Consider the following 22,258-nt stretch of genomic DNA (forward strand, 5'->3'; position numbering starts at 1 on the left):
TCCGTCAGGTCGAAAAACCACCAAGGCCACGGTGGATGGAACGTAAGGAGCGTAAGCGGTGTCGGACTTTGGCAAGGACCTGATCGTGGCGATGGAAGAAGCCGCAGCACATGCTCAGGGCAAGGGCGCGGTGGCGCGCGTTCATAGCAGCGAGGTGCTTGACGTGCGTTCGATCCGCGAAGAACTGGTTCTTTCGCAACAGGCCTTCCCCAGCGCCTATTGCATTCCGCTGGCGACCCTCAAGGGCTGGGAACAGGGTCGCCGTCATCCCGACGTCACCGGCAGCGCCTATCTTTCGGTCATCGCCCGTCTACCGGATGCGGCTCGTGACGTGTTGTGCAAAGCCTGACCGGACGAATTTTCTCCCCGGGTCGCTTCTCAGTGGCAATCAACACTCAGCCGTCCGCCTCAGCGTCGAGGGCGGTTCTTTGCTCGGCATTGGCGAGACGCCGAACCGTCGCCATCGGCAGGAACAGCCGCAGGCCATCGGACGGCAGCGGCTCGAAGCCATAGCTGGTGTACAGTGCGAGCCGCTTTGCCACCTTCTCGGGATCGCCGCAGTCGAGCACGTCGAGCATGACGACAGCAATGCCCAGCGCTTCGGCGGCGCCCGCCAGGCGCATCAGGCAATCCACTAGCAAGTCGCCGCCATAGCCGCGGCCCTGATATCGGCTGTCGACGCCGATCATCGAGATGTAGGCCGCTGGGATGCTGCCATGAGCAGGGCGGGTGCGGGCAGACCGCTCGGGCAGCTCGGTATAGTCGATGGCGCGTTGATGGCGTAGAAACCGATCAGTTCGCCTCCAAGCCCGATCATCACGAAGGTGCGAACGTTGCCGGCCTTGGTGAGCTTGTTGGCAGTGCGACGAAAGAAGTTGTCGACCTGGTCGATGCCGCAGGAAAAGGCCGCTCGATCGTGCCTCGCGGGATCGAGCGGCTCTATGACGATAGGCTTCGCGTCCTCAGGCGCGGTCACCGGCTGACAATCGTCTCACGATGACGCGCGAAGGCTGCCTGCAGCCGATCGGTGGGGGCCGGCGGCGTATCAAGCGCGGCGAAGAAGGCGGCGTGGTCGACCGGGTGCAAGCTGGTGCGCTCATGCGCTGCGATCGTCTCCATCGCCGAGCGATAGGCGGCATTCATCGTGAAAACGGAATGATCCACGCCGGACAGCGCGGCAGCCTGCTGGATGGCGCGCTCGATGCGCGGCTTGATGCGCAAGTTCATCCGCTCGCTGTTGCGCTCCTCGATGGCGCTGACCTGATCCTCGAACCCGAGCATGGCAATCTTCTATCTTCTGCTATCATGTACGCCTTAACGGCGTACATTTCAACAAGCGGGTAAAAATCGCCAAATTCAACCGCCAACATCTCTTCTGTTGACGGAAACTAGTGATAATGTCCTGACCAGTACGGCCATCAACAGCTATACCCGCTTGTCCGCAATCAATGCGTTTCAGGCGGAGTGGTGAACAACGGCTCCATCGCCATCGCAAATTCGGTCGGATCGGCAACCCCGGCAAGTGCGATCTATTCTGCGAAAACCGTGACCAACGCCGGGACCATTTTCGTTTCGGGCGGCGGCAGCGTGATCAACTATGCGCCGAGGGTGGTCAATTCCGGTACGATATCGGGAACTGGACAGTCCACAGGCTATGTCGCCTGCGGGCCTCACGTCGATCGGTTCGCTGGACAACAGCGGCATCATCCGGTTCGAAGGCGATGCGGTGCTGATGGGCAATGCCTATCTGTCCGGCCCGAAAGTAACCAACAGCGGCACTATCGAAAGCCTGAATGGCACGGCGATAAGGCTTGCCTACGACACCGTCCTCACGAACGCTATGGGCGGCACGATCCGTGGCGGCCTCGCAGTCGACATCGCCTCGGGCGGCACCATCATCAACCGCGGGTCTATCGTGGGGATGTGTATTCTTCCATTAACTATATCTCGAATGCGGCGACCTTCTTGGCGGATGGCGGCACGGTGGAGGGCAATGTCGCCTTTGGGGCGAACAACGGTATCTTTCTTCAGGCTGGGCAGGACAGCGGTGTCAGCGGCATCGTCGATGGCGGCGAGGGTAATGCTATCTGGGGATACGCCCTTCGCGACAGCGCCACCGTTTCGCTGGTGCCGGTTGCGCAGTTCGTCAATTTCGAGAATGCGGCCGTGCTGGCTCTGGGCGAGGATACCGTGGTCACGATCACGGATCCTGCGGCATCGGCAAGCGCGCCGCTTGCGAGCACCTTACAGGTGGGCGGTGACGGTAAGGTGGTCAACACGGCCACGATCGCCGGCCGCGTGATAGCCGAATATCCTTACTCGCTGAACCGGTCCTTCGAGCAAACCGCCGAGGGTCTTGCTGCCTTCGAGAACCAGGGAACCCTTACCGGTGGATTTCCGGCACCGTGGCCGATTTCGTCAATAGCGGCAGCGTCTCGGACGATACCTCGCAGGGCAGCTACCCGTACTTTCCGAAGGGCCTGAACATCCAAGCGGCCGGACCGCTCGCTTTCGCCAACAGCGGAACGATCTCGACGCCGGTCATGCTTGGCGGCAACCTGGTGACGACGAGCAACAGCGGCTCGATCACTGCCGACACCCGAGGCGTGGCGCTGCTCATCACCCTCAATCAGGCGACGGATGGCAGCGCTCTTTCCGCCGGCCTGGTGAACAGCGGTACGATCAGCGGCTCTTCCGTGGGCATGATAGGGGTGTACCTGCCGGATTACTGGTCGTCCCAGCTTCCCGATCCTGCCAATATCTCGCTTGCGATTACCAACACCGCAACGGGCGTGATCGCCGGGAAGGACAGCGGCCTGATCGTGTATGATGCACCTCTGACGCTGGACAATGCCGGCACGATCAGCGGTGGCGCGGATGGCATGGCCGTGATGACGTATGCCGACATGGGCCACACTATCCGCAACAGCGGCACGCTTGTCGGCGGTGTGGCGTTGGGCGGGGGCGATGACCGCATGGAGAACAGCGGCACGATCACGGGACCGGTTTTGCTGGGCGAAGGGATTGACACCTTCGTGCACTTCGCGGGCGCCAACTCCGGTCCCCTCGTCGACGGTGGGCTCGGGACCGATTATTTCGTGTTCCAAGCCAATGGCGACCGCGCGCTTTCGGCCACGCAGATCACCGGGTTCGAACAGTTGACCCAGACGGGGACGGGGACGGGCACATATTCCGGCACCTTTGCCGTCGATACGATCGACCTGCAGGAAGGAACGCTGGCGGTCGCGGCCGGGCAGACGCTTGCTACGGCAGGCACAGTAGCGGTGACGGACGTTGACAGCGGCGCCAACGTTGTCAACCGTGGCACAATCACGGGCGCATTCCGGCTTGGTACCTACAATAACAGCTGCACCGAATATGCTGGCAGCCTCGTTACTGGCGCGTCGATGGTGGAGCCGGGGTGGACCTTTACCGAGTGGTTCTCTCGGGCGACCACACCGGCATCGGTGCGCGCACCGGATTTGAGCAGCTCTCGGTGGAAGGCTCCGGCACGCTGGCACTGCCCCTCGATCAGAACTTCCAGTCGATCGCACTGGCGGGCACGAACCTGACAGCCACGATCGGCAGCGGCTTCTCCGTTGGCCGCATCAACGGCAGTGCGGCCGCAGAGCATGTGGTGCTGGATCGCAATGTCGCTGCCGTTGCGCTGGGCGATGGAGACGACAGCCTGACACTGGGACTGCCGGACCAGACGGGCGTCGTTTATGACGGCACCTTCGACGGCGGCGCGGGCAACGATGTCCTACGGTTCGCTTCCACCGGGCGGGTCACCATCGGCGGCACGGTTGCAGGTTTTGTAAGCATGTCGCTGGCTTCGAACGAATTGGTCGTGGAAGGCACGCTCGATCTGGCGGGTGACATGCTGACCTTCGCCGGGAATGACGCGCAGACCTTGCGTGTCGGCCTGACGGGCGTGGTGAACGGCACGATCGACATGGGCGCTGGGGACGATCTGCTCGAACTCGGTCTGGGTGCCACTCTGAACGGTACTGTCTCCGGTGGCGACGGGTACGATACGGACACAGTGGCGCTGGCGGGTGCCCGCACTCTGACCGCAGGTGTGCTGCCGGCTTCGAGCGTCTGCAGACCCAGGGATCGGGTGGCTTGACGCTGACCGGTGGCCGCTTTGACTTTGACCTGATCGACCTGGCAGGAAACCTGACCGTCGCCTCTGGCACCTCGCTTGCGGCTTCGCGCGTCGGTTTTGGCGTGGCAGATTCCAGCCTGGCCATCGCCGGAGAGTTCACGGGGTCAGTCCAGGGGGGCGCGGGTAGGAACACCATTGAGGTGTCGGGCAATGCCGTTTTCGCTTCGATATCGAACGTGGAAGCTCTGCGCATGAGCGCTGGCCTTGCTACCGTCACGGGGGCGGCATCTCTTAACACCATCGCGCTAAACGGCGGCCGGTTTGTCGGGCTTGTGGGACGACGATCACCGCGTCCACGATCGAGGTGGCGCAAGGGGCGGTTTTTGGATCTGCCGGCACGATAAACGGCAACGTCACCGTGGCCGGTACGCTCAGCCCTGGCGCATCGCCCGGCACCATGACGGTGAACGGCAATGTCGCGCTTGTGGGGACATCGGTTTCGGTGTTTGAAATCACACCCACTGTCTCGGACAAGCTGGTGGTCAACGGCAACCTTGCGATCGCGCAGGGCGCCACGCCAGATTGTGGCCGACCAGGCTGTCGCGCCGGGTCAGTCGCTGGATCTCATCACAGCCAGCGGCGGGATCACCGGCAGCTTGTCCACCATCATCAAGCCCGCATCGCTGTTCGGCTTTGTCGTCCAGCGCGACGGCACGATCTCCCTCCTCGGCCAATCCCTCAACAATATGAGCTACAGCAGCCAGGTGCGCGGCGCGATCGACTACGTCAACGGCGTGCTGGTGAGCGGCACAGCAAACGATGCCTTCGTGGCAGCCATGCCCTCCCTGGTGACGGCTTCGGGCACTATCTATCAGGCAGCCTTCGCGCGGTTGACCCCCGAGGCCTATGCCTCTGCCGGACAGATCGTGGTCGAACAGGGCCTTGAACTGGCAGCCGTGGGGCGTTGCGCCGCTTTTGCGGCGCCTGTCAACCTTGCTGGCGACACGCCGTCCCATTCACCTTTGCCAGCGCTCTGAGCTCCCCCCCGCATGCTGGAGCGCGGATCGAACGGTACCGCACAGGCACGCACCAATGGGTACGGCTTCCTGGGCGGTTTGGGCTGGACCGGTACAGGCGGGAGCGGCGCACAGTGGTCGCGCGGCGCCTTCGTCGGCTATCTCGACAGCAAGCAGGTTCTGGCAGGGCGCAGTGCAAGCACTGAGGTCGACGGGGTCGTGGCCGGTGTGCATGGCCGCTGGAACAGTGCGGGCGGCATCAGGGTAAAGGCAACGATCGCATACACCGGCGGCAATGCCACGACGCGCCGCGGGCTGCCCGGCGGCAACACCCTGTCCGCCACCGGCAAATACGACCTGAAGGGTTGGACGGGAGACATCAGCGTCGATTATGCGGTGCCGCTCGGCCGCGACTGGACAGTCCAGCCCGGCCTTGGCGTAACAGCAATCCGCTCTACGCGCGATGGCGTGACGGAAACCGGCGGCGGCGCGTTCTCCCTCGATGTCGCAAGCCGGCGCGACACTGCCGTGTTCGTGGATGGTGCGCTGACCTTCCAAGGCGGCATGCGTGAGAACGCGATCCTGCGCCCGTTCCTGTCGCTCGGAGCGCGCTACCAGCTGGACGGACGCACCCCTTACGCACTTGCCGCGCTGGGCGTGGGCGACTTCGGGCTGGCAGCAGCCGGAGCCGCCCGCGCGCGGCTTCTCGCAACGGCGACACTGGGGGCCGACGTTGCTGTGTCCTCAAGGCTGACGCTGTTCGGCGCACTGAGCGGCGAAAAGCGGGGACTCACACAACCGAGCCAGCGCCCGCGCCGGCCTGCGCTTGGCGTTCTAAACTGAAAGGGTGGGACGGACCTTAGCAAAAAATCGTAAGGTTCGCCCGCCCCCACCCACTAGGCGCATATTGGCTGGATCCCGCTTCTGGAGGCCAAAGGAGTCTGCCGTTCGAACCATGCCGCCACCAGCACATCCAGCTCTACGGCCACCGCAACTAAGATGTCTCCCTGGCAGAAGTGGAGCGCGCGCGGTCATAGCTGATTACACCTTCGTCATTTCATCGATCTCGTTTTGCATGCGCCCAAGTCTGGCTATGCCGCGCCATCGCTTAAACGCGAGTTCTCATGACCGGCAGTTTTACGATCGTTCCCATTATCTTGTCTGGTGAGTCCGGCACTCAGCTTCCGCGCGAAAATCGCGACGCCGCGCTGCTGCAAAGAGCGGAATGACGATGACGCGAACCGTATCGATCGCCACGATCATGGCGGATTCAGGCGTTGGCTTCGGCACCAGTGGCGCGCGTGGCCTCGTCACCGCGATGACGGACGAAGTCTGCTTCGCCTATGTCTGCGGCTTCCTGCAGCACATGGCCGACATCGGACAATTCACCCCGGGCAGGGCAGTGGCGATCGCCGGAGACCTGCGTCCATCGAGCCCGCGCATCCTCGCCGCCTGCGCCGCCGCGATCCGGCACATGGGCGGGCAGGTCGCTTACTGCGGCTTTGTGCCGTCACCCCTGTAGCGGCCTACGGATTCGCGCAAGCTATCCCATCGCTGATGGTGACGGGAAGCCACATTCCCGATGATCGCAACGGCATCAAGTTCAACCGGGCGGACGGCGAAGTGCTCAAGCCCGACGAGCTGGCAATGCGGGCGCAGACGGTGACATTGCCCAATCTATTTGACGGCGCGGGCATGCTGGCACAGCCAGGGGACTGCGGCCCACTCATCGACGTGGCAGCGCCCTATGCCGCGCGTTACGTTGATTTCTTCGGCACCAAAGCGCTGCGCGGCGTGAAGCTGGACGTCTACGAACATTCTGCGGTCGGCAGGGACGTGCTCGCTCGGATCGTCACCGAATTGGGTGCAGAAGTCGTGCTCTTGGGCCGTTCCGAAAAGTTCATTCCCGTCGACACCGAAGCCGTCCGGTCCGAGGATCAGGCGCTTGCGCTGGACTGGGCGCGCGATCTTAGCCTCGATGCGATCCTTTCGACCGATGGCGACAGCGATCGCCCGCTGTTGGCCGACGAAACCGGCGCATGGATGCGCGGTGACGTGCTAGGAATCCTGTGTGCCCAGGCACTTGGGATCGAGGCCGTTGCCACTCCGGTCAGCTGCAATTCGGCGGTGGAACTGTCCGGCGCCTTTGCCGCCGTGCGCCGCACCCGCATCGGCTCACCTTTCGTGATTGAGGCGATGAACGCCCTGTTAGCCGATTTCGGCAGCGTTTGCGGTTACGAGGCGAACGGCGGTTTTCTGCTCGCTACGCCGGTGAAAGCAGGCGGCCGCATACTCGCAGCACTGCCAACCCGTGATGCGGTGCTCCCGATGCTCGCCGTGCTTGCCGCAGCCCGCAGCCCGCAGCCCGCAGCCAGGGAATGACGCTGGGTGCGCTGCAGGCAAAGCTACCCGCGCGTTACACTTTCAGCGACCGGCTGCAGAACTACCCTACCGCCCAGAGCCGGGCGCTGCTGACAAGGCTTCAGGAAGGCACCAGCGAGGACGTGCTGGCCCACACTTCGGCAATGTTCAGCGAATTGGCCGGCAAGGCCACCGCCTTCGACGCCACTGACGGCCTGCGCATTACCTTCGACCGAGGCGATATCATCCATCTGCGCCCCAGCGGCAATGCTCCCGAACTGCGCTGCTACACCGAAAGCGCTACGCCGGAACGCGCGGCCACGCTGGGCGGAAAGGTGCTCGAGATGATGCGAAAAAGTTGACCGTCGCGGCGCGGGTTACAGACCCGCGCGGCTTCGATCAGGCCGTAAGTGCAGCCGGCTCGGGCTGGTGATCCAGCGCATCAAGGATGACCGAGGCGGATTTCTTCCAGTTGGCGTCCGGGGCCGTGACCGCCGCGCGGCCCAACCTGATGTCCGTGACCCAGTCACGGATGGAGGCCCCCAGCATTGCTGCATCGCCGGATGCGGGAAAATAGCGAACCCCACGTTCCGCATGGATGCGAAAGATTGGCAGGTCGCGCGCCAGCACGGGCTTGAGGTGTCCGAGCGCTTCGATCAGCGGCAGGCCGAAGCCCTCGGCATGCGATGCAATGATGACACCTTCGCAAGCCTGATAGATCTGTTCCAGTTCCAGATCCCCGACATCATCAAACCACATCAGCTTGTTGCCATGTTCGGGATGATTGCGAATAGCGTCGCGCAGCGCTTCGATCTGCCAGCCCATCCGACCGACCAGCACCAGGCGGTGCTCCGCACCCTGCCGCCACAACTCGCTGAAAGCCGCGACGATATCGGCATGCCCCTTGCGCGGCTCCAGCGTTCCCACCATCAGCGAGAACGGCTGCGTCATGTCGAACCGCGCGGTAGGCGGCGCCGCAGCGGCGGCTTCCTGCAACATGGAATCCATGATCGCATGCCCCATGGGAACGATGCGTGTCGCGTAGCCGTCATTGAGACCAAAGCGAGCGGCCAGCACCCGGCGCAAATCGTCCTCAGTCTGCTCCGATATGCACAAGAAGCCATCAGCGATGCTGGCAATGATCTCCAGCCACGCCTTGTAGCGGATGACATTGTTGACGGAGAACCACTCTGGTCGCTCAACAGGCAGCAGGTCGCACACCAAAAACCACAAGCTTCCCCCAGCGCGCCGGAACCGGGCTAGCTGGGCGCGATGGAAACGCACGGTGTCGAGTGAGAAATCCAAGCCGATGAAAACATCGCCGGGTCGACCCTCGATTGGTGTTCGGTCGATCGCCTCGCCAGCCTGCGGCCAGGAGATTACATGATAGAGGCTGCGCCTGTCGGCTGCGACAAACCGCACGTCCCATTGCTCTGCCGGAGCTTCGGTCAGCGCCAGCGCCAGCGCGCGGACGACTCGCTGGATTCCGGTACCAGCGTCGTGTCGGCTGATCACTGCAAGGTCCACGTAGAGGCGACGTCTCTGCCCGGAAAGTACAGGCCCCATGACTTTGGGCACCTTGCGGAGGCGCCTTATCCGCAGTCGGCGCAAGGCGGGACCAGCGAGGCGCTGATCCAGGCGGAACGGCAGCAAATTAAGAAAGGGACGCAAAGCGATAGCCACGTGTCTTAGTAAATCCTTACGCGAAGCTACTGCTGCGAAATCACCGCTGCGGTGGTCGCAGCCGGCAGGATCGTGGAGAAGACCGCGCCAAGGAACTTCTGGAAGTCGGCCAACGGCGCGTTGGAAACGTAGAGTACGTCCTTGTTTTGCATCGGGAAGCTCTGCGACACGAAGAGCGTCGCAGGATCCTTCAGGTTGATGCGATAGATGACCGGAATCCTGCCATCAGGCGTTGGCCTACCCAGCTGCCGCAGGTTCTGCGGCAGGGCTTCGGGTCGCTCGAAGCGGAAAATGAATGCACCCTTCGCGTTGGCACGGGCGTCATCTAGACCGGAAACGCGACCGAGTGCTTGCGCCAAGGTCAGGCCGGTTGCCTCGAACGGCAGTTCCCCATTTCTGCCCACTGCGCCGAGCGCGGTGAAGCTGTAGGGCTGGAACAGCAAGGTCATGACGTCGTCGGGCTGCAGGCGAACGTTCTGGCGCGGATCGCGGATCACCGTTTCCAGCGGCAGCGTCGATACACTGGCGCCGCGGGTGATTTGAATCACCATTTTGCCTACCGGCTGCTTCACACCGCCGGCTGTCGCCAGAACGTCGAGCACACGTTCGCCCCGCGCGGTCAGCGGCACCCGTGCGCTGGTAGCGACATCGCCGACCACGGTTACGTTCGCTGCCGCGTTTCGCACAAGGCGTACAATCGTCTGGGGCTGGTGTGCCTTGCCGATGAGGCGCTCGTTGATAGCGCGCCCGATTTCCTGGGGAGTACGTCCGGCCGCCAGGATGCGGCCCACGAATGGCACTATTATCTGGCCATCACTATCGACCATCTGCTCGGGCAACGACGTTCCCCTGGCAGTTGCACCCGAAGCTGTCAGCTGCGTCGCACCTCCGGCGACCCCGAAAAGCGCGGCAGGGGGCGCTTCCCAGATTCCGATATCCAGCACGTCGCCTTTGCCGATCACCGATCCGATCGCCTGACCTTCCCCAAGGCTTTCTGAAAAAGGCACTTGGCGATTTCCGGTTACGATCTCGCGTGCGACAGCGTCATTAACATCGATGATGGCGATGCCAGCATCGTTGGCGGACGGCGTTTTGGTGGCACGAGCGATCTGCCCGGTCGATGGGCCAGAGCTCGGCAGCGCTGCACATCCGGACAAAGCCGAAGCCACGAGCAATGCGGCGCTCAGCCGGGCAGGCGTAATCAGCTTGGTCATATTGAAATCAGCTAGCACCGTGTACAGCCGTCCAAGATGGACGAATGACCCGGCGTATGGAGCAAGCGGGGTTCCGGATCAAGGAATGCCGCTCACATGCGCGAAACGGTACGCTTGTTAAGTCAAGTGGTGGCACGGCCATGAAGGCCGATGATCGATGCTGGACGCCGATAGCAGTCACGGCTAGGGCTTCGAGCGGGTAGCTACGGGCCTTCAAATCCCGCAGCGAGACTTGAAAACTATGATTGCTTGTTCCGTAGCTGACGGCGCTGGCGATCTGCAATGGTGCCACGGCTACGTGGTGAATAAGGGCTGAATGAAACCGTCGTTGAAAGCAAGCATCGGAAAATTACGCCCGCTCTTCCTTCTCGTGGTCGTCATTCCCACCATGCTATCGATATTATATTTCGGGATATTTGCGTCTGACGTTTATATTTCTGAATCCCAATTCGTCGTCCGCAGCCCGGACAAGCAGACGCCCAGCGGTTTAGGGATGCTGCTCAAAAGCACAGGTTTTGGCAGTTCGGGTGACGAGATTTACGCCGCCCAGGAGTATATGCTCTCGCGCGATGCGTTGAAGGCTCTGAATCGCAACGCAGCCTTTACGCGCGCCTATGCGGCTCCATCCATATCAGTTTTCGACCGTTTTGATCCTTCGGGCATGAATCATAGCTTTGAGGATTTATTCATATATTACAAGAAGAAGGTCGAAATTCAGCAGGATACGACCTCCTCAATCGTAACTCTTGATGTGAAGGCGTTCACACCCAAGGACGCTGTCAGCATCAACGAGCAGCTTCTGGAAATGGCTGAGGCTACCGTCAACAAGCTCAATGAACGTGGGCGGCAAGACCTCATTCGCTTTTCACAAAGAGAGGTCGATGAAGCGAAGGCTAAATCCAGGGCTGCGGCGTTGGCGCTGTCAGCTTATCGCAACCAGGCAGGTGTGGTCGATCCGGAGAAACAGGCGACGGTTCAGTTGCAGATGATCTCCAAGATTCAGGACGAACTGATCGCCACCCGCATGCAGCTGCGCGAGTTGCGCGCCTACACCCCAAAAAATCCGCAGATAGAGATCCTTGACGTTCGGGCTAACGGCCTGGCGCGGGAGATCGACGAGCAGCTCGGCCTTGTGGCTGGAAGCCGCAAATCGCTTTCGTCGCGCGCCGCTGAGTATCAGCGGCTGGCGCTGGAAAGCCAGTTCGCGGATAAGAATCTCGCTAGCGTCATGGCTTCGCTGGAAGACGCCCGCAACGAGGCCCGGCGCAAACAGGCCTATGTGGAGCGGATCGTTTCCCCTAACGTACCTGATGATCCGCTGGAACCCCGCAGGTGGCGTGGCATCTTCTCAACCTTGATCCTCGGTCTTGCTGCCTGGGCGGTTATCAGCATGCTGGTCGCAGGCATGCTGGAACATAAGGACTAATCGCCAGACCATGGCCTTCCAGCAGATCTCGGAATTACGAAAAAGCGCGTCAGTTCAGTGGCGGGTCATCTACGCCCTACTGATGCGCGAGATCCTGACCCGCTATGGTCGGCACAATATTGGCTTCCTGTGGTTGTTCGTGGAGCCGATGCTGTTCACCACCGGCGTAACCATCTTGTGGACCCTGGCGAAGGCGGTTCACGGATCTTCCCTGCCGATCGTGGCTTTCGCTCTGACCGGCTATTCCAGCGTTCTGCTATGGCGTAACATGCCAGCGCGCTGTATCGGAGCCATCGAGCCCAATCTGGCCCTAATGTACCACCGTAACGTGCGGGTGATTGACGTCTTCCTGGCCCGCTTACTCCTTGAGGCCGGTGGCGCCACGATATCATTTATCGTCCTCAGCCTGTTTTACATCTACATTGGCTGGCTTCAGCCACCGGAAGACGTTCTGACCGTGGCTCAAGGATGGCTTTTGCTCGGGTGGTTCGGCGCTTCGATGGCGATGCTGCTGGGCGCTCTTGCAGAAAAGAGCGAACTTGTTGAGCGTCTATGGCATCCTGCCTCGTACATCATGTTTCCGCTCTCCGGCGCAGCGTTTATGGTCGATGCGCTACCCCCAGCTGCTCAGCGCTACGCTCTATACGTGCCCATGGTGAACGGCGTGGAGATCGTTCGTGACGGTTATTTTGGCGACCATATCCGGACACATTACGACCTGACGTATCTGGTGGTATGCTGCATAGCGCTATCCGTGCTGGCCTTGGCGCAAGTCGCCCACGTCAACCGAAAGATCACGCCCGAATGATTAGCGTAGATCATGTTTACAAGGTTTATCCGACCCGCCAAGGCGACCGCGTCGTCCTAGACGACATTTCCTTCAGTTTGGAACGCGGGGAGAAGCTGGGCATTCTGGGCCGCAACGGCGCCGGCAAATCGACACTGATCCGCTTGGTCAGTGGGGCCGAACAGCCGACCTCGGGGGAAATTACCCGTACAATGTCAGTGTCTTGGCCGCTGGCATTCGGGGGCGCGTTTCAGAATGCGCTGACCGGTCTAGATAATGTTCGCTTTATCAGCCGCATCTACAATCAGGACTATCGACAAAATATAGATTTTGTCTCCGACTTCACTGAACTCGGGATATATTTGCGCGAACCTCTCCGGTCCTATTCACAAGGTATGCGTGCTCGATTGGCTTTCGCCATTTCCATGATTATTGAATTTGATTGCTACCTGATTGATGAAATCAGTGCAGTTGGCGATGCGAAATTTCACCAGAAATGCGCAGTCGAGTTGTTTCACAAGCGTGGTGATCGTGCGATGCTGATTATTTCTCACGATACAGAATACGTTCGTCATCACTGCGGAAAGTTTGCCGTCTTGAACGAAGGCCAACTAGTGTTCTACCCTGACTTTGATCAAGCAATCGAGGCACATAACCGCAACTTGCATCTCCACGCCTGAATTTAAGCTAACATGAACCTTGGAACTGCGAGTGTCTCAAGCGTGGTTGAGCAATGCACAAAACTGCGATATCTTAGTCTGGACACCACAGGTCATCTGAAGAAACGCATGGTAGACTGAAAGTAGATACTCGCTAGCTAATGATATAGCACCCATAAGCGGCTCGGGATCTGATAGGGCCTTTCCTGCATCTACATGACCGCGACAAATTCAAGGTTATAGCAATAAACGAGCAATGATACATGTATACTGGGCAAATTAACTCAGTCCTTGATCTCATATCATTGCCAATCGATGATTTCGTAGACGAGTCTTACCGTATTTTGTTGAGCAGGACCCCTGGCCTACCAGAAAAAACTGAGCGTGCCGGAGTTTTGCGTGCTGGGTTAGGCCGCATTCAGTTTTTAGCCGATATGGGACGATCGCCGGAATATCTGCAACGCCATGAGCAGATGCTGCGCACAGGCGATGACACCACCTTCATTCATGCCTTGTTTCACCGTTATCTAAACCGTGCTCCCGATAGCGATGGACTGCATCATTATACTAAACTGCTCATGAAGGGCAAAGGCCGCACGCGTATCGCGCGCGACGTTGCCCGCTCGCGGGAAGCGCGCGGGAAGCGCACATTCTGGTATGAACTAGAGCATCTAATCGCTGTTAACCGGGCCGAACGGCATTGGCTGCGGCGCTGGTTCGGCCACGGCCCACGGCAACGCCTGCTCCGCAACTTAGGACACGAAGCATTGCTGCAGCACAACCTTACGCATGCAAGAGTACCACAGCATTTGCCTGCAGCGGTCGCCCACGCCGCGCTAAATCCTCATGTTCCAGATAATGCCGCCCATTTGCACATGGATACCCGAAACCAGGGCCATGATACACGAAGGGCCATGTCTCGCCTGCAACATGCAGCGAGGAGTTTCTAAGATGCGCATAGTAATCGATCTGCAGGCAGCCCAAGGGCCAAGCCGTCATCGCGGCATCGGTCGCTATTCCTTGGCCTTGACACAGGCCATGGCGCGCACCCGGCCGGAACATGAGATATTCGTACTAATTAATGGGCTGGTCCCCCACACCATTGAAGACGTTCGAGCCGCTCTGGCCCACTCGATACCGAACGAGAACATCGTCGTGTGGACTGCACCTGGCCCCATTGACTCGGGCAATCCGCACAATGAAGCCCGCCGCGAGGCTGCAGAACTGATACGCGAAAGCGCTCTTGCTTCGCTTTCTCCCGACTATATCCTCGTGTCCTCTTTGTTTGAAGGCTACGGCGATAACATTGCGACAAGCGTAGGGTCCCTGCACTCAGCGATTCTCACTGCGACGGTGCTTTACGACCTTATTCCTTTGATCCACAGCCACATCTACTTGCCCAATGCCAGCGTCAAAGCCTGGTACCAAAATAAGCTGGGGCACATGCGCCGTTCCGACCTGCTTCTTTCCATTTCGGAATCTGCACGGCAGGAAGCGCTAGACTGGCTCGGCAGCAATCCCGAACAGGTCGTCAATATCTCAACCGCGGCAGATGATCACTTCACTCCCGGAGTGGTCAGCCGGAACATGAAATCGCACCTTGCGGCGCGCTATGGTCTTGTCCGGCCCTTCGTGATGTACACCGGCGGCATTGATCACCGCAAGAACATCGAAGGCCTGATCTCCGCCTACGCGAGCCTGCCTGACACCGTTCGTCGATCCCACCAGCTTGCCATCGTCTGTTCGGTCCAAGATGCTGAGCGTAACCGTCTTCTCAAACTGGCCGCCGACGAAGGCCTTGCCTCTGACGAAGTGGTGCTGACCGGCTTCATTCCTGAAGACGATCTTCTCGCTTGTTATCGTTCGTGCAAGCTGTTTGTCTTTCCTTCCTGGCACGAAGGTTTTGGCCTGCCGGCGCTGGAAGCAATGAAGTGCGGCCGTGCAGTGATTGTGGGCGACCGTTCCGGGCTTCCTGAAGTTGTGGGGCTAGAGCGTGCCTTCTTCGATCCCTTCAACATTGCTTCCATCAGTCAGAAAATGTGCGAAGTCCTAACAGACGACAAGATGCGCGCGGGCCTGGAACGTCATGGACTGAAGCAGGCATCAGAGTTTGATTGGGAAAAAACGGCGGTGCGGGCATGGTCTGCCTTGGAGGCCAGTTATGCGCAACACGTCGCATCGTCACTACCTTCAGCCGTACCTTGTCGCGCATCTTCGGAGCGGCGGCCACGGCTAGCCCTGGTGTCACCCTTCGCACCTGATTCCAGTGGCATTAGTAACTATAGTGCAGAATTGCTTCCTGATCTGACACGCCACTATAGAATTGATGTCATCACAGCCAGTGGCAAGGCTAGCGAAGCGTCAGTGCTGGGTAATTGCCCGGTCCGAGATCTGACTTGGTTTCAGCAGCATTATCATGAATTTGACAGAGTTCTGTACCACTTCGGCAACTCGCACTTTCATACCCACATGTTCGATTTACTGCATGCTATTCCCGGCGTGGTCGTTCTGCATGATTTCTTTTTATCGGGGGCCGTTTCCTATCGAGAAGGTTCGGGCAAAGTACCGGGCGCATGGACACGCAACCTTTCCTACTCGCATGGTTGGCCGGCCGTTACCCGCCGTTTCCAAGCGCAAGACCCTCATGACGTCCTTTGGGAATATCCCTGTAATTTGCCAGTGTTGCAAGATGCACTGGGTGTCATTGTCCATGCCGAACATTCCCGACAACTTGCGCGCGAATGGTACGGTAACGAGACTGCGGAGGACTGGCATGTCATTCCGCATCTTCGCAAAGCGGCCATTGCAAATGACCGCGTCGATCCACGTCGCGAACTCGGCATTCCTGTGGGCGATTTTGTTGTATGTAGCTTTGGGTTACTAGGCCGGTCGAAGATGAACCATCGTCTGCTCCAGGCATGGCTTGATAGTCCTTTGGCGCGGGATCCGCGATGCCGCCTTGTGTTCGTAGGCCAGAATGCCTCGGATAAGTACGGCGAGAGAATTGAACAAATGGTTCGGTCCGCCAGTGTTGCGGGGCAGATTGAAATTACCGGATGGGCAGATCACAAGACTTTTGAGCAGTGGCTCAAAGTAGCGGACGTTGGTGTTCAGCTACGTCAGCTCTCTCGAGGTGAAACGTCGGGAACCGTATTCGATTGTATGAATCACGCCATGGCAACGATCGTCAATGCCCATGGCTCAATGGCGGAACTGCCCGAAGATGCCGTCTGTCTGTTGGATGACGATTTCGACGACGTAGAACTGAGCACCGCACTTACGGAACTGTGGCGCGACGCGGATCGACGCCGGACACTAGGCCGAAAAGCCAAGGCGCATATGCAGCGTCATCATCAGCCACGACTTTGCGCCGACGCTTATGCCAAGGCGATCGAGCACTATTACGACAAAGCTGCGGTCGGCGATTATGGCTTAATGAAGGCGCTGCTTGAAAACGGTGCAGGCCTGACGCACGCCGACTGGAACGGCGTGGCCACTGCTATCGCACGCAACAATCCTGCCAATCCCCGCCCTAAGCGCCTGTTGGTGGACGTTTCGGTGTTGGTTCAGGTTGATGCCCGCTCGGGTATCCAGCGGGTCGTCCGCGCTATCCTGTCACAATGGCTGGAAACGCCGCCGTCAGGCTGGGTTGTGGAACCGATCTATGCAGATTTGGGCAACAACTGCTATCGCTATGCCCAAAAGTTCACTTGCGGATTTCTTAGCATCCCCGACGACTGGTGCGACGATGACATCGTCGAGCCCTGCGCGGGTGACAGCTTCATCGGTCTGGATTACCATCCCGACATCGCTTACCAGCAGCGGGCCATCCTGCACGAGTGGCGACAACGCGGCGTCAAGGTGCAATTCGTGGTCTACGATCTTCTGCCCGTCCTTCTGCCCGACCGTTTTCCCAGCGGCACCCCGGAAAGCCACGAACGGTGGTTGGAAACCATCGCCGGCTTCGACGGGGCGGTCTGCATTTCGCGAGCAGTAGCTGGCGAGTTCAAGGGCTGGATCGAGCGGCGAGACCCCGAACGTAAGCGGCCGTTTGCAATAAATTGGTTCCATCTCGGCGCAGACACTCACGCGAGCAAGCCGACAAAGGGTGTGCCAGACGACGCAGAGCGCACCTTGGCGCGGCTGCGTGCTTCCACATCTTTCCTAGCCGTTGGCACCATAGAACCGCGCAAGGGTCATCAGCAGCTTCTGAACGCTTTCGACGCACTATGGGCTGAGGGCGTCGGGGCTAACCTAGTGATTGTCGGCAAGCTGGGCTGGATGATGGAAGACGTGGCAGACAAACTGCGCAACCATCCGCAGTACAACAAGCAACTCTTCTGGCTTGAATCAATTAGCGATGAGTATCTCGAAGCTGTCTATGCAGCTTGCACCGTTCTGATTGTCGCGAGTGAAGGCGAAGGCTTCGGTCTCCCCTTGATTGAAGCGGCGCGCCATGGGCTTCCTGTCCTTGCGCGCGATATTGCAGTATTCCGTGAAGTCGCGGGTGCAGATGCATCTTTCTTCGCTAATAGCCGCGATCCAGAAGTGATACATCAAGCTATAACGTTGCAATTAAAACTAACGTCGAAAATAAACCATAAAAAATTGTCATGGAAGACGTGGGCCAGTAGCGCTGATGACCTGGCTCGATATTTGACATAGTAGGGCACTAATGCAGTACCTCTGATCCGGAGTGTTGAAAATTTTTTTAATTTGTAGTGACCCTGTCCCGGAAAATGCCTCCAGCACAAATGAGAGGAATCTGGCAAAATCGAAGCTAGTTGGACGCCTCGAAAAACCGGTAGCATCTGACGGCCGGAGATGATTCACTGCGTCGGCGCGGCAGCGGAGGCAGAGATGGTGGGACAGCCTGGTTTCTTCGATCTCTCGGACCGGTACGAGGCGCTGAGCGCGGCAGGCGATCCCCTCGAGCGACTGGCCGCGGTAGTTGACTTTGAGGTTTTCCGCGGATCTCTCGTTGCGGCACTACGCCGCAGTCCTCGGGGCAAGGGTGGACGCCCGCCGTTCGATCCGGTGCTGATGTTTAAGATCCTGGTGCTGCAGGCGCTCTACTCGCTGTCAGACGAAGCAACCGAGTTCCAGATCAAGGACCGGCTCTCGTTCCAGCGCTTCCTCGGTCTTGGTCTCGACGGCACGGTGCCGGATGCAACGACGGTTTGGCTGTTCCGCGAGCGCCTGGTGAAAGCCAAGGCGATCGACAAGCTCTTCGCCCGGTTCGATACCGCGCTCACTGACCGAGGCTACCTCGCGATGGGCGGCCAGATCATCGATGCCACCGTGGTGCCGGCACCCAAGCAGCGCAACACCCAGGAGGAGAAGGCCGCGATCAAGGACGGCCGCATCCCCGAGCGCTGGAAGGAGAAGCCTGCCAAGCTCCGCCAAAAGGACCGCGATGCGCGCTGGAGCATCAAGTACACCAAAGCCAAGGTGAAGGACAGCACCCACCCCAAGACGTTCAAGCCAGTCGACCTCGCCATCCCGATGTTCGGCTACAAGAACCACATAGGCATCGACCGCACGCATGGCCTGATCCGCACCTGGGACGCCAGCGCCGCCAATGCTCATGATGGCGCAAGGCTGCCGGTCCTCATCAGCCCGGACAACACGGCCTCGGGCGTATGGGCCGACACGGCCTACCGATCCAAGAAGAACGAGGCCTTCCTGGCCAGAGGCATGTTCACCAGCAACATCCATCAGCGAAAGCCGCACCGCCGTTCGATGCCCGAACGCGTCTCGCGCGCCAATGCGAAGCGGTCGGCAGTCCGCTCGGCCGTCGAGCACGTCTTTGCCGGGCAGAAGCACCGCATGGGCCTCGTCGTGCGTACCATCGGCATGGCCCGAGCCCGCATCAAGATCGGCATGGCCAACTTGGCCTATAACATTCAGCGGCTCGCCTGGCTCGAGGGGCGTACTGCGCCCGCATAATGCCCATGCGGCTCTGAGTGACACATCAGGTCCCGCGAAACAGCAAGAACCGACCCGTGATCACACAACCAACGCTGGCATGACCACTCCTGGCACCGTTCTCACGCCCAAATCAACGGTTCTTCGGGGCGTCCAGTTTGAGCTGGAGATTTTGCATGAAGAAGTCGAAGTTCACGGGCGAGCAGATCGCGTTTGCGCTGCGCCAGGCGGAGGTCGGCAGGCCGGTCGCCGAGGTATGCCGGAAGACGGGCGTGTCGGAGGCGACGTACTACCGCTGGAAGCGGTTCTATGGCGGGCTGGGTCCATCGAAGTTGCGCAAGATGCGCCAGCTTGAAGAGGAGAACCATAAGCTGAAGCGGCTTGTGGCGGATCTGCCGCTGGACAAGGCCATGCTCCAGGAGGTTCTGGCAAAAAAAGTGTAGCGCCTGGTCGGCTTCGAGAGATCGTCCATTGGGTGCAGGATCGTTATCGGGTGAGCGAGCGTAAGCATCCGGCGAGTACCGCGGCGGGCATGCGATAGGTGGTAAGCGGTGTTCTCAGGCCACGGTGATCCAAGGCATGAGCTCGCCGACGCGATTGGCCATATGACCCTCGGCGAGGCTTGAGAGCGTAGCTGTCAGCCACTGGTGTGGGTTGATGCCGTTGAGCTTGCAGCACTCGATAAGCGTAGCGATCACGGCCCAGTTATCGCCCCCTTTATCAGATCCGGCAAACAAGGCGTTCTTCCGGTTGAGCGCGAGCGGACGGATGGAGCGCTCTACGGTGTTGTTGTCGAGGTCGACGCGACCATCGTCGATGAAGAGCGTCAGGCCATCTCAACGCGTGAGCGCATAGCGGATCGCCTCGCCGAGCTTGCTCTTGGCGCTGACCTGGCGGGTGCGAGCCTCCAGATACTGCTTCAGCTCGTCGACAATCGGACGGCTGTGTTCGGCACGCAAGGCGCGGCGCCTTTCGGCAGCCTCTCCACGGGTACGATCCTCAACAGCGTATAGCTCGGCAATGCGGCGCAGCACCTCGGTTGCGACCGGAGAGCTGCTGACCAGCTCGTAAAACTTACGCCGCACGTGCGCCCAGCAGAAGGCGAGCCGCACCTGCTGCCGGCGCTTGGCGAGCGCGGCGTAGCCGGAGTACCCGTCCACCTGCAGGGTGCCAGCAAAGTCGCCAAGATGCTCCCGGGGCCGATCGGCCTTGCGATCACCGGCATAGACATAGGCGACCATCGGCGGGTCACTGCTGCCCCAAGATCGGTCGTCCCGGGCGTAGGCCCATAGCTGGCCGGTCTTCGTTCGGCCTCGCCCCGGATCGAGCACCGGTGCCGTCGTTTCGTCAGCAAAGAGCCGCTCAGAGTGCCGAAGCTCTGCCAAGATGTGGTCCCGCAAGGGGCGCAGGTACCAGGCGGCTCGGCCGACCCAGTCAGCCAAAGTGGAGCGGTCCAGCTCGATGCCCTGCCGTGCGTAGATCTGTGCCTGGCGGTACAATGGCAGGTGATCGGCGTACTTGGATACGAGGACCTGCGCGATCAGCGCCTCGGTCGGAATGCCGCCCTCCACAATGCGAGCTGGCGCGGGCGCCTGGACAACGGAGTTCTCGCACGAGCGACAGCCGTAGCGAGGCCGGCGCGTGACCAGCACGCGAAACGTGGCCGGCACGACATCGAGCCGTTCGGACACATCCTCGCCGATCTGGTGGAGCGTGCCACCGCAACAAGGGCAAGCCTTGCTGTCGACGTCGACCACCTGCTCGATACGTTCCAGATGTGCCGGCAGGGAGCCGCGGTTGGTTTTGCGTGGCCGAGCGCTGCCAAGCTTGCCAGCATTGGCCTGGATGGTGGCCTCAGCCTGTGCCAGTGCAGCTTCGACTTCCTCAAGGCAAAGCTCGAGCTGGTCGGGATCGAGCTGCTCCGATCGGCGGCCGAAACGATGGCGCTGCAGAGCATCGATGATGGCTTTCAGTCGCTCCACCTCGGCCTGCGCCGACTGGAGCGCATCGATCCGACGGGACTGATCGAGGACAAGTGCGCGAAGCGCATCTACGTCATCGGGTAGGTCCGCTTCGGCGAGCATGAGCCAATTGAATCAGTAGCGAGAGAGCCCGTCAACCGGCGATCTGCGGCGCTTGCGGACGTCTGCCACCATGCACCCGGCGCCAGTCCAAACCCTCGAGCAATGCGCCGAGCTGGGCCGCGGTGATGCGCATCACGCCGTCCTGAATGCCTGGCCAGCGGAAGCCTCCTTGCTCCAGCTTCTTGGCCATCAGGCACAGACCGGTGCCGTCCCACCACACCAGCTTTATCCGATCGGCACGTTTGGCCTGCGAAGACGTAGATCACGCCCGAGAATGGATCACCGCCATACTCAGCGCCAACCAGCGCTGCCAAGGCGTCGGGCCCCTTGCGAAAGTCTACGGGGCGGGTCGCGACCATCACCCGCGCACCAGCGCCAGGGCCGATCATCGAGATAAGCGCGTCCTATAGGACGTCCTCTGCAATCAGCGCCGCTCAGCCAAGGCGGCACTCACCGGAGGGATACGAGCGAGCGGCGTAGCTGCGCGGTTCTCCGGCTCGATCGCAAGACGCACCGCTATAGGTCATCCCGAGCGACCAGGCGCCGCTGGGGAATAGGATCAAGGAAATAGCGGCGACCGGCGTGCGCTATGGCTATCGCCGTATTCACGTGCTGCTTCGGCGCGAAGGCTGCCCGGTCAATGTGAAGCGGGTTCACCGCCTTTGTCGTTTGGAAGGCCTTGATTTACGGGCCAAAAGACCCCGTCGCCATGTCAAGGCCGCACGGCGTGTGGAGCCGCCGCTGCGTTAGCGTTGCGAGCGGGCCACGGGTGTTTTCGGTTGCCGGAGGGCAGTGGTCGTTCAGCCTCGATCTGCCATGTAGGTTGGCTGGTGGTGTTCGCGCAGCGCGACCACAACAGAAGCGGTGTCGGTGTGCGCTTCGTCTTCGATGAAGGCAGCGGTTTCAGTCCCGGGGCGCGGCGGCCCCAAGACTGGCAGGCCCTTGTCGCTTTTGCTGTAGATGAAGATCGGCAGGAATAGGCCAAAGAGCCT

General features: G+C 60.3%; 19 protein-coding genes and 6 pseudogenes. 16 read left to right on the top strand and 9 right to left on the bottom strand.

All coding sequences use genetic code 11. From position 1 onward, the window contains the following. Positions 1-58 precede the first annotated feature (58 nt). Complete coding sequence (locus tag GV044_RS18820) at positions 59-349, top strand: transcriptional regulator (RefSeq protein WP_159873711.1); 291 nt, start codon at positions 59-61, stop codon at positions 347-349. A 46-nt stretch (positions 350-395) separates the two neighbouring features. Here the strand turns inward: GV044_RS18820 and GV044_RS22365 are convergent, their stop codons facing one another. Genes GV044_RS22365 through GV044_RS18830 form a run of 3 tightly spaced genes read right to left on the bottom strand, consistent with a single transcriptional unit; the run spans position 396 to position 1,281 of the window. Continuing rightward, positions 396-689: a hypothetical protein gene (locus GV044_RS22365; RefSeq protein WP_236555094.1), complete on the bottom strand. Its 294-nt coding sequence runs from the start codon at positions 687-689 to the stop codon at positions 396-398. Further along, positions 686-976, bottom strand: a complete 291-nt coding sequence (locus GV044_RS22370) for a hypothetical protein (protein ID WP_236555095.1) — start codon at positions 974-976, stop codon at positions 686-688. The genes GV044_RS22365 and GV044_RS22370 overlap by 4 nt, the downstream gene beginning before the upstream one ends. After that, positions 973-1,281, bottom strand: a complete 309-nt coding sequence (locus GV044_RS18830; protein WP_159873713.1) for a DUF1778 domain-containing protein — start codon at positions 1,279-1,281, stop codon at positions 973-975. The genes GV044_RS22370 and GV044_RS18830 overlap by 4 nt, the downstream gene beginning before the upstream one ends. A 186-nt stretch (positions 1,282-1,467) precedes the next feature. On the opposite strand from GV044_RS18830, the gene GV044_RS18835 reads away from it, so the two are divergent. From GV044_RS18835 to GV044_RS18865, 7 genes and pseudogenes are all read left to right on the top strand, one after another. After that, positions 1,468-2,484: a hypothetical protein gene (locus GV044_RS18835; protein WP_159873715.1), complete on the top strand. Its 1,017-nt coding sequence runs from the start codon at positions 1,468-1,470 to the stop codon at positions 2,482-2,484. Then, positions 2,406-3,572, top strand: a complete 1,167-nt coding sequence (locus tag GV044_RS18840) for a hypothetical protein (protein WP_159873717.1) — start codon at positions 2,406-2,408, stop codon at positions 3,570-3,572. The genes GV044_RS18835 and GV044_RS18840 overlap by 79 nt, the downstream gene beginning before the upstream one ends. Then, a complete protein-coding gene (locus GV044_RS18845) occupies positions 3,497-4,129 on the top strand; it encodes a hypothetical protein (RefSeq protein ID WP_159873719.1) in 633 nt (210 codons plus the stop codon). Before GV044_RS18840 ends, GV044_RS18845 begins: the two co-directional genes overlap by 76 nt. Beyond that, a complete protein-coding gene (locus tag GV044_RS18850) occupies positions 4,126-4,512 on the top strand; it encodes a hypothetical protein (protein WP_159873721.1) in 387 nt (128 codons plus the stop codon). Before GV044_RS18845 ends, GV044_RS18850 begins: the two co-directional genes overlap by 4 nt. Positions 4,513-4,692: 180 nt before the next feature. Then, complete coding sequence (locus GV044_RS18855; protein WP_159873723.1) at positions 4,693-5,145, top strand: hypothetical protein; 453 nt, start codon at positions 4,693-4,695, stop codon at positions 5,143-5,145. Between the two features lie 12 nt (positions 5,146-5,157). Beyond that, on the top strand, positions 5,158-5,967 hold the full coding sequence (locus tag GV044_RS18860) for an autotransporter outer membrane beta-barrel domain-containing protein (protein ID WP_159873725.1): 810 nt from the start codon (positions 5,158-5,160) through the stop codon (positions 5,965-5,967). 388 nt (positions 5,968-6,355) lie between these two features. Next, positions 6,356-7,847 (top strand): annotated as a pseudogene (locus GV044_RS18865) (phosphomannomutase). A 37-nt stretch (positions 7,848-7,884) separates the two neighbouring features. On the opposite strand, the gene GV044_RS18870 reads toward GV044_RS18865, so the two are convergent. Both GV044_RS18870 and GV044_RS18875 read right to left on the bottom strand, forming a co-directional pair. After that, on the bottom strand, positions 7,885-9,168 hold the full coding sequence (locus GV044_RS18870; protein WP_159873727.1) for a glycosyltransferase: 1,284 nt from the start codon (positions 9,166-9,168) through the stop codon (positions 7,885-7,887). A gap of 26 nt (positions 9,169-9,194) precedes the next feature. Further along, positions 9,195-10,382: a polysaccharide biosynthesis/export family protein gene (locus GV044_RS18875; protein WP_159873729.1), complete on the bottom strand. Its 1,188-nt coding sequence runs from the start codon at positions 10,380-10,382 to the stop codon at positions 9,195-9,197. A 328-nt stretch (positions 10,383-10,710) separates the two neighbouring features. On the opposite strand from GV044_RS18875, the gene GV044_RS18880 reads away from it, so the two are divergent. From GV044_RS18880 to GV044_RS18910, 7 genes and pseudogenes are all read left to right on the top strand, one after another. Next, a complete protein-coding gene (locus GV044_RS18880; protein WP_371741651.1) occupies positions 10,711-11,808 on the top strand; it encodes a hypothetical protein in 1,098 nt (365 codons plus the stop codon). A 10-nt stretch (positions 11,809-11,818) separates the two neighbouring features. Beyond that, positions 11,819-12,616, top strand: a complete 798-nt coding sequence (locus GV044_RS18885; protein ID WP_159873733.1) for an ABC transporter permease — start codon at positions 11,819-11,821, stop codon at positions 12,614-12,616. Further along, entirely contained in the window at positions 12,613-13,275 is a 663-nt protein-coding gene (locus GV044_RS18890; RefSeq protein ID WP_159873735.1) for an ABC transporter ATP-binding protein, read from the top strand. The genes GV044_RS18885 and GV044_RS18890 overlap by 4 nt, the downstream gene beginning before the upstream one ends. Before the next feature lie 242 nt (positions 13,276-13,517). After that, positions 13,518-14,204, top strand: coding sequence for a DUF4214 domain-containing protein (locus tag GV044_RS18895; protein WP_159873737.1), 687 nt, complete (start codon positions 13,518-13,520; stop codon positions 14,202-14,204). A 1-nt stretch (position 14,205) separates the two neighbouring features. Further along, the gene (locus GV044_RS18900) at positions 14,206-17,919 is read left to right on the top strand and encodes a glycosyltransferase (protein WP_159873739.1); all 3,714 of its coding nucleotides are present in this window, start codon (positions 14,206-14,208) and stop codon (positions 17,917-17,919) included. A 195-nt stretch (positions 17,920-18,114) separates the two neighbouring features. Then, positions 18,115-19,203, top strand: a complete 1,089-nt coding sequence (locus GV044_RS18905; RefSeq protein WP_159873838.1) for an IS5 family transposase — start codon at positions 18,115-18,117, stop codon at positions 19,201-19,203. Between the two features lie 155 nt (positions 19,204-19,358). Further along, positions 19,359-19,690: pseudogene (locus tag GV044_RS18910) on the top strand (transposase); the annotation flags it as partial. Between the two features lie 49 nt (positions 19,691-19,739). Here the strand turns inward: GV044_RS18910 and GV044_RS18915 are convergent. The 3 pseudogenes from GV044_RS18915 to tnpB (GV044_RS22885) all read right to left on the bottom strand — a co-directional run. Then, positions 19,740-21,266, bottom strand: a pseudogene (locus GV044_RS18915) (IS66 family transposase). A gap of 31 nt (positions 21,267-21,297) precedes the next feature. Then, positions 21,298-21,501 (bottom strand): annotated as a pseudogene (tnpB, locus tag GV044_RS21935) (IS66 family insertion sequence element accessory protein TnpB); the annotation flags it as partial. A gap of 13 nt (positions 21,502-21,514) precedes the next feature. After that, positions 21,515-21,655: pseudogene (gene tnpB, locus GV044_RS22885) on the bottom strand (IS66 family insertion sequence element accessory protein TnpB); the annotation flags it as partial. Between the two features lie 157 nt (positions 21,656-21,812). On the opposite strand from tnpB (GV044_RS22885), the gene GV044_RS18925 reads away from it, so the two are divergent. Further along, positions 21,813-22,016 carry an IS3 family transposase gene (locus tag GV044_RS18925; RefSeq protein ID WP_371741653.1) on the top strand — a complete coding sequence of 68 codons (204 nt, stop codon included), beginning with the start codon at positions 21,813-21,815 and terminating at the stop codon, positions 22,014-22,016. A 50-nt stretch (positions 22,017-22,066) separates the two neighbouring features. Here GV044_RS18925 and GV044_RS18930 read toward each other — a convergent pair. Beyond that, positions 22,067-22,258 (bottom strand): annotated as a pseudogene (locus GV044_RS18930) (hypothetical protein); the annotation flags it as partial.

The organism is Novosphingobium sp. 9U, from assembly GCF_902506425.1.
In the GTDB taxonomy this organism is placed as follows: Bacteria; Pseudomonadota; Alphaproteobacteria; order Sphingomonadales; family Sphingomonadaceae; genus Novosphingobium.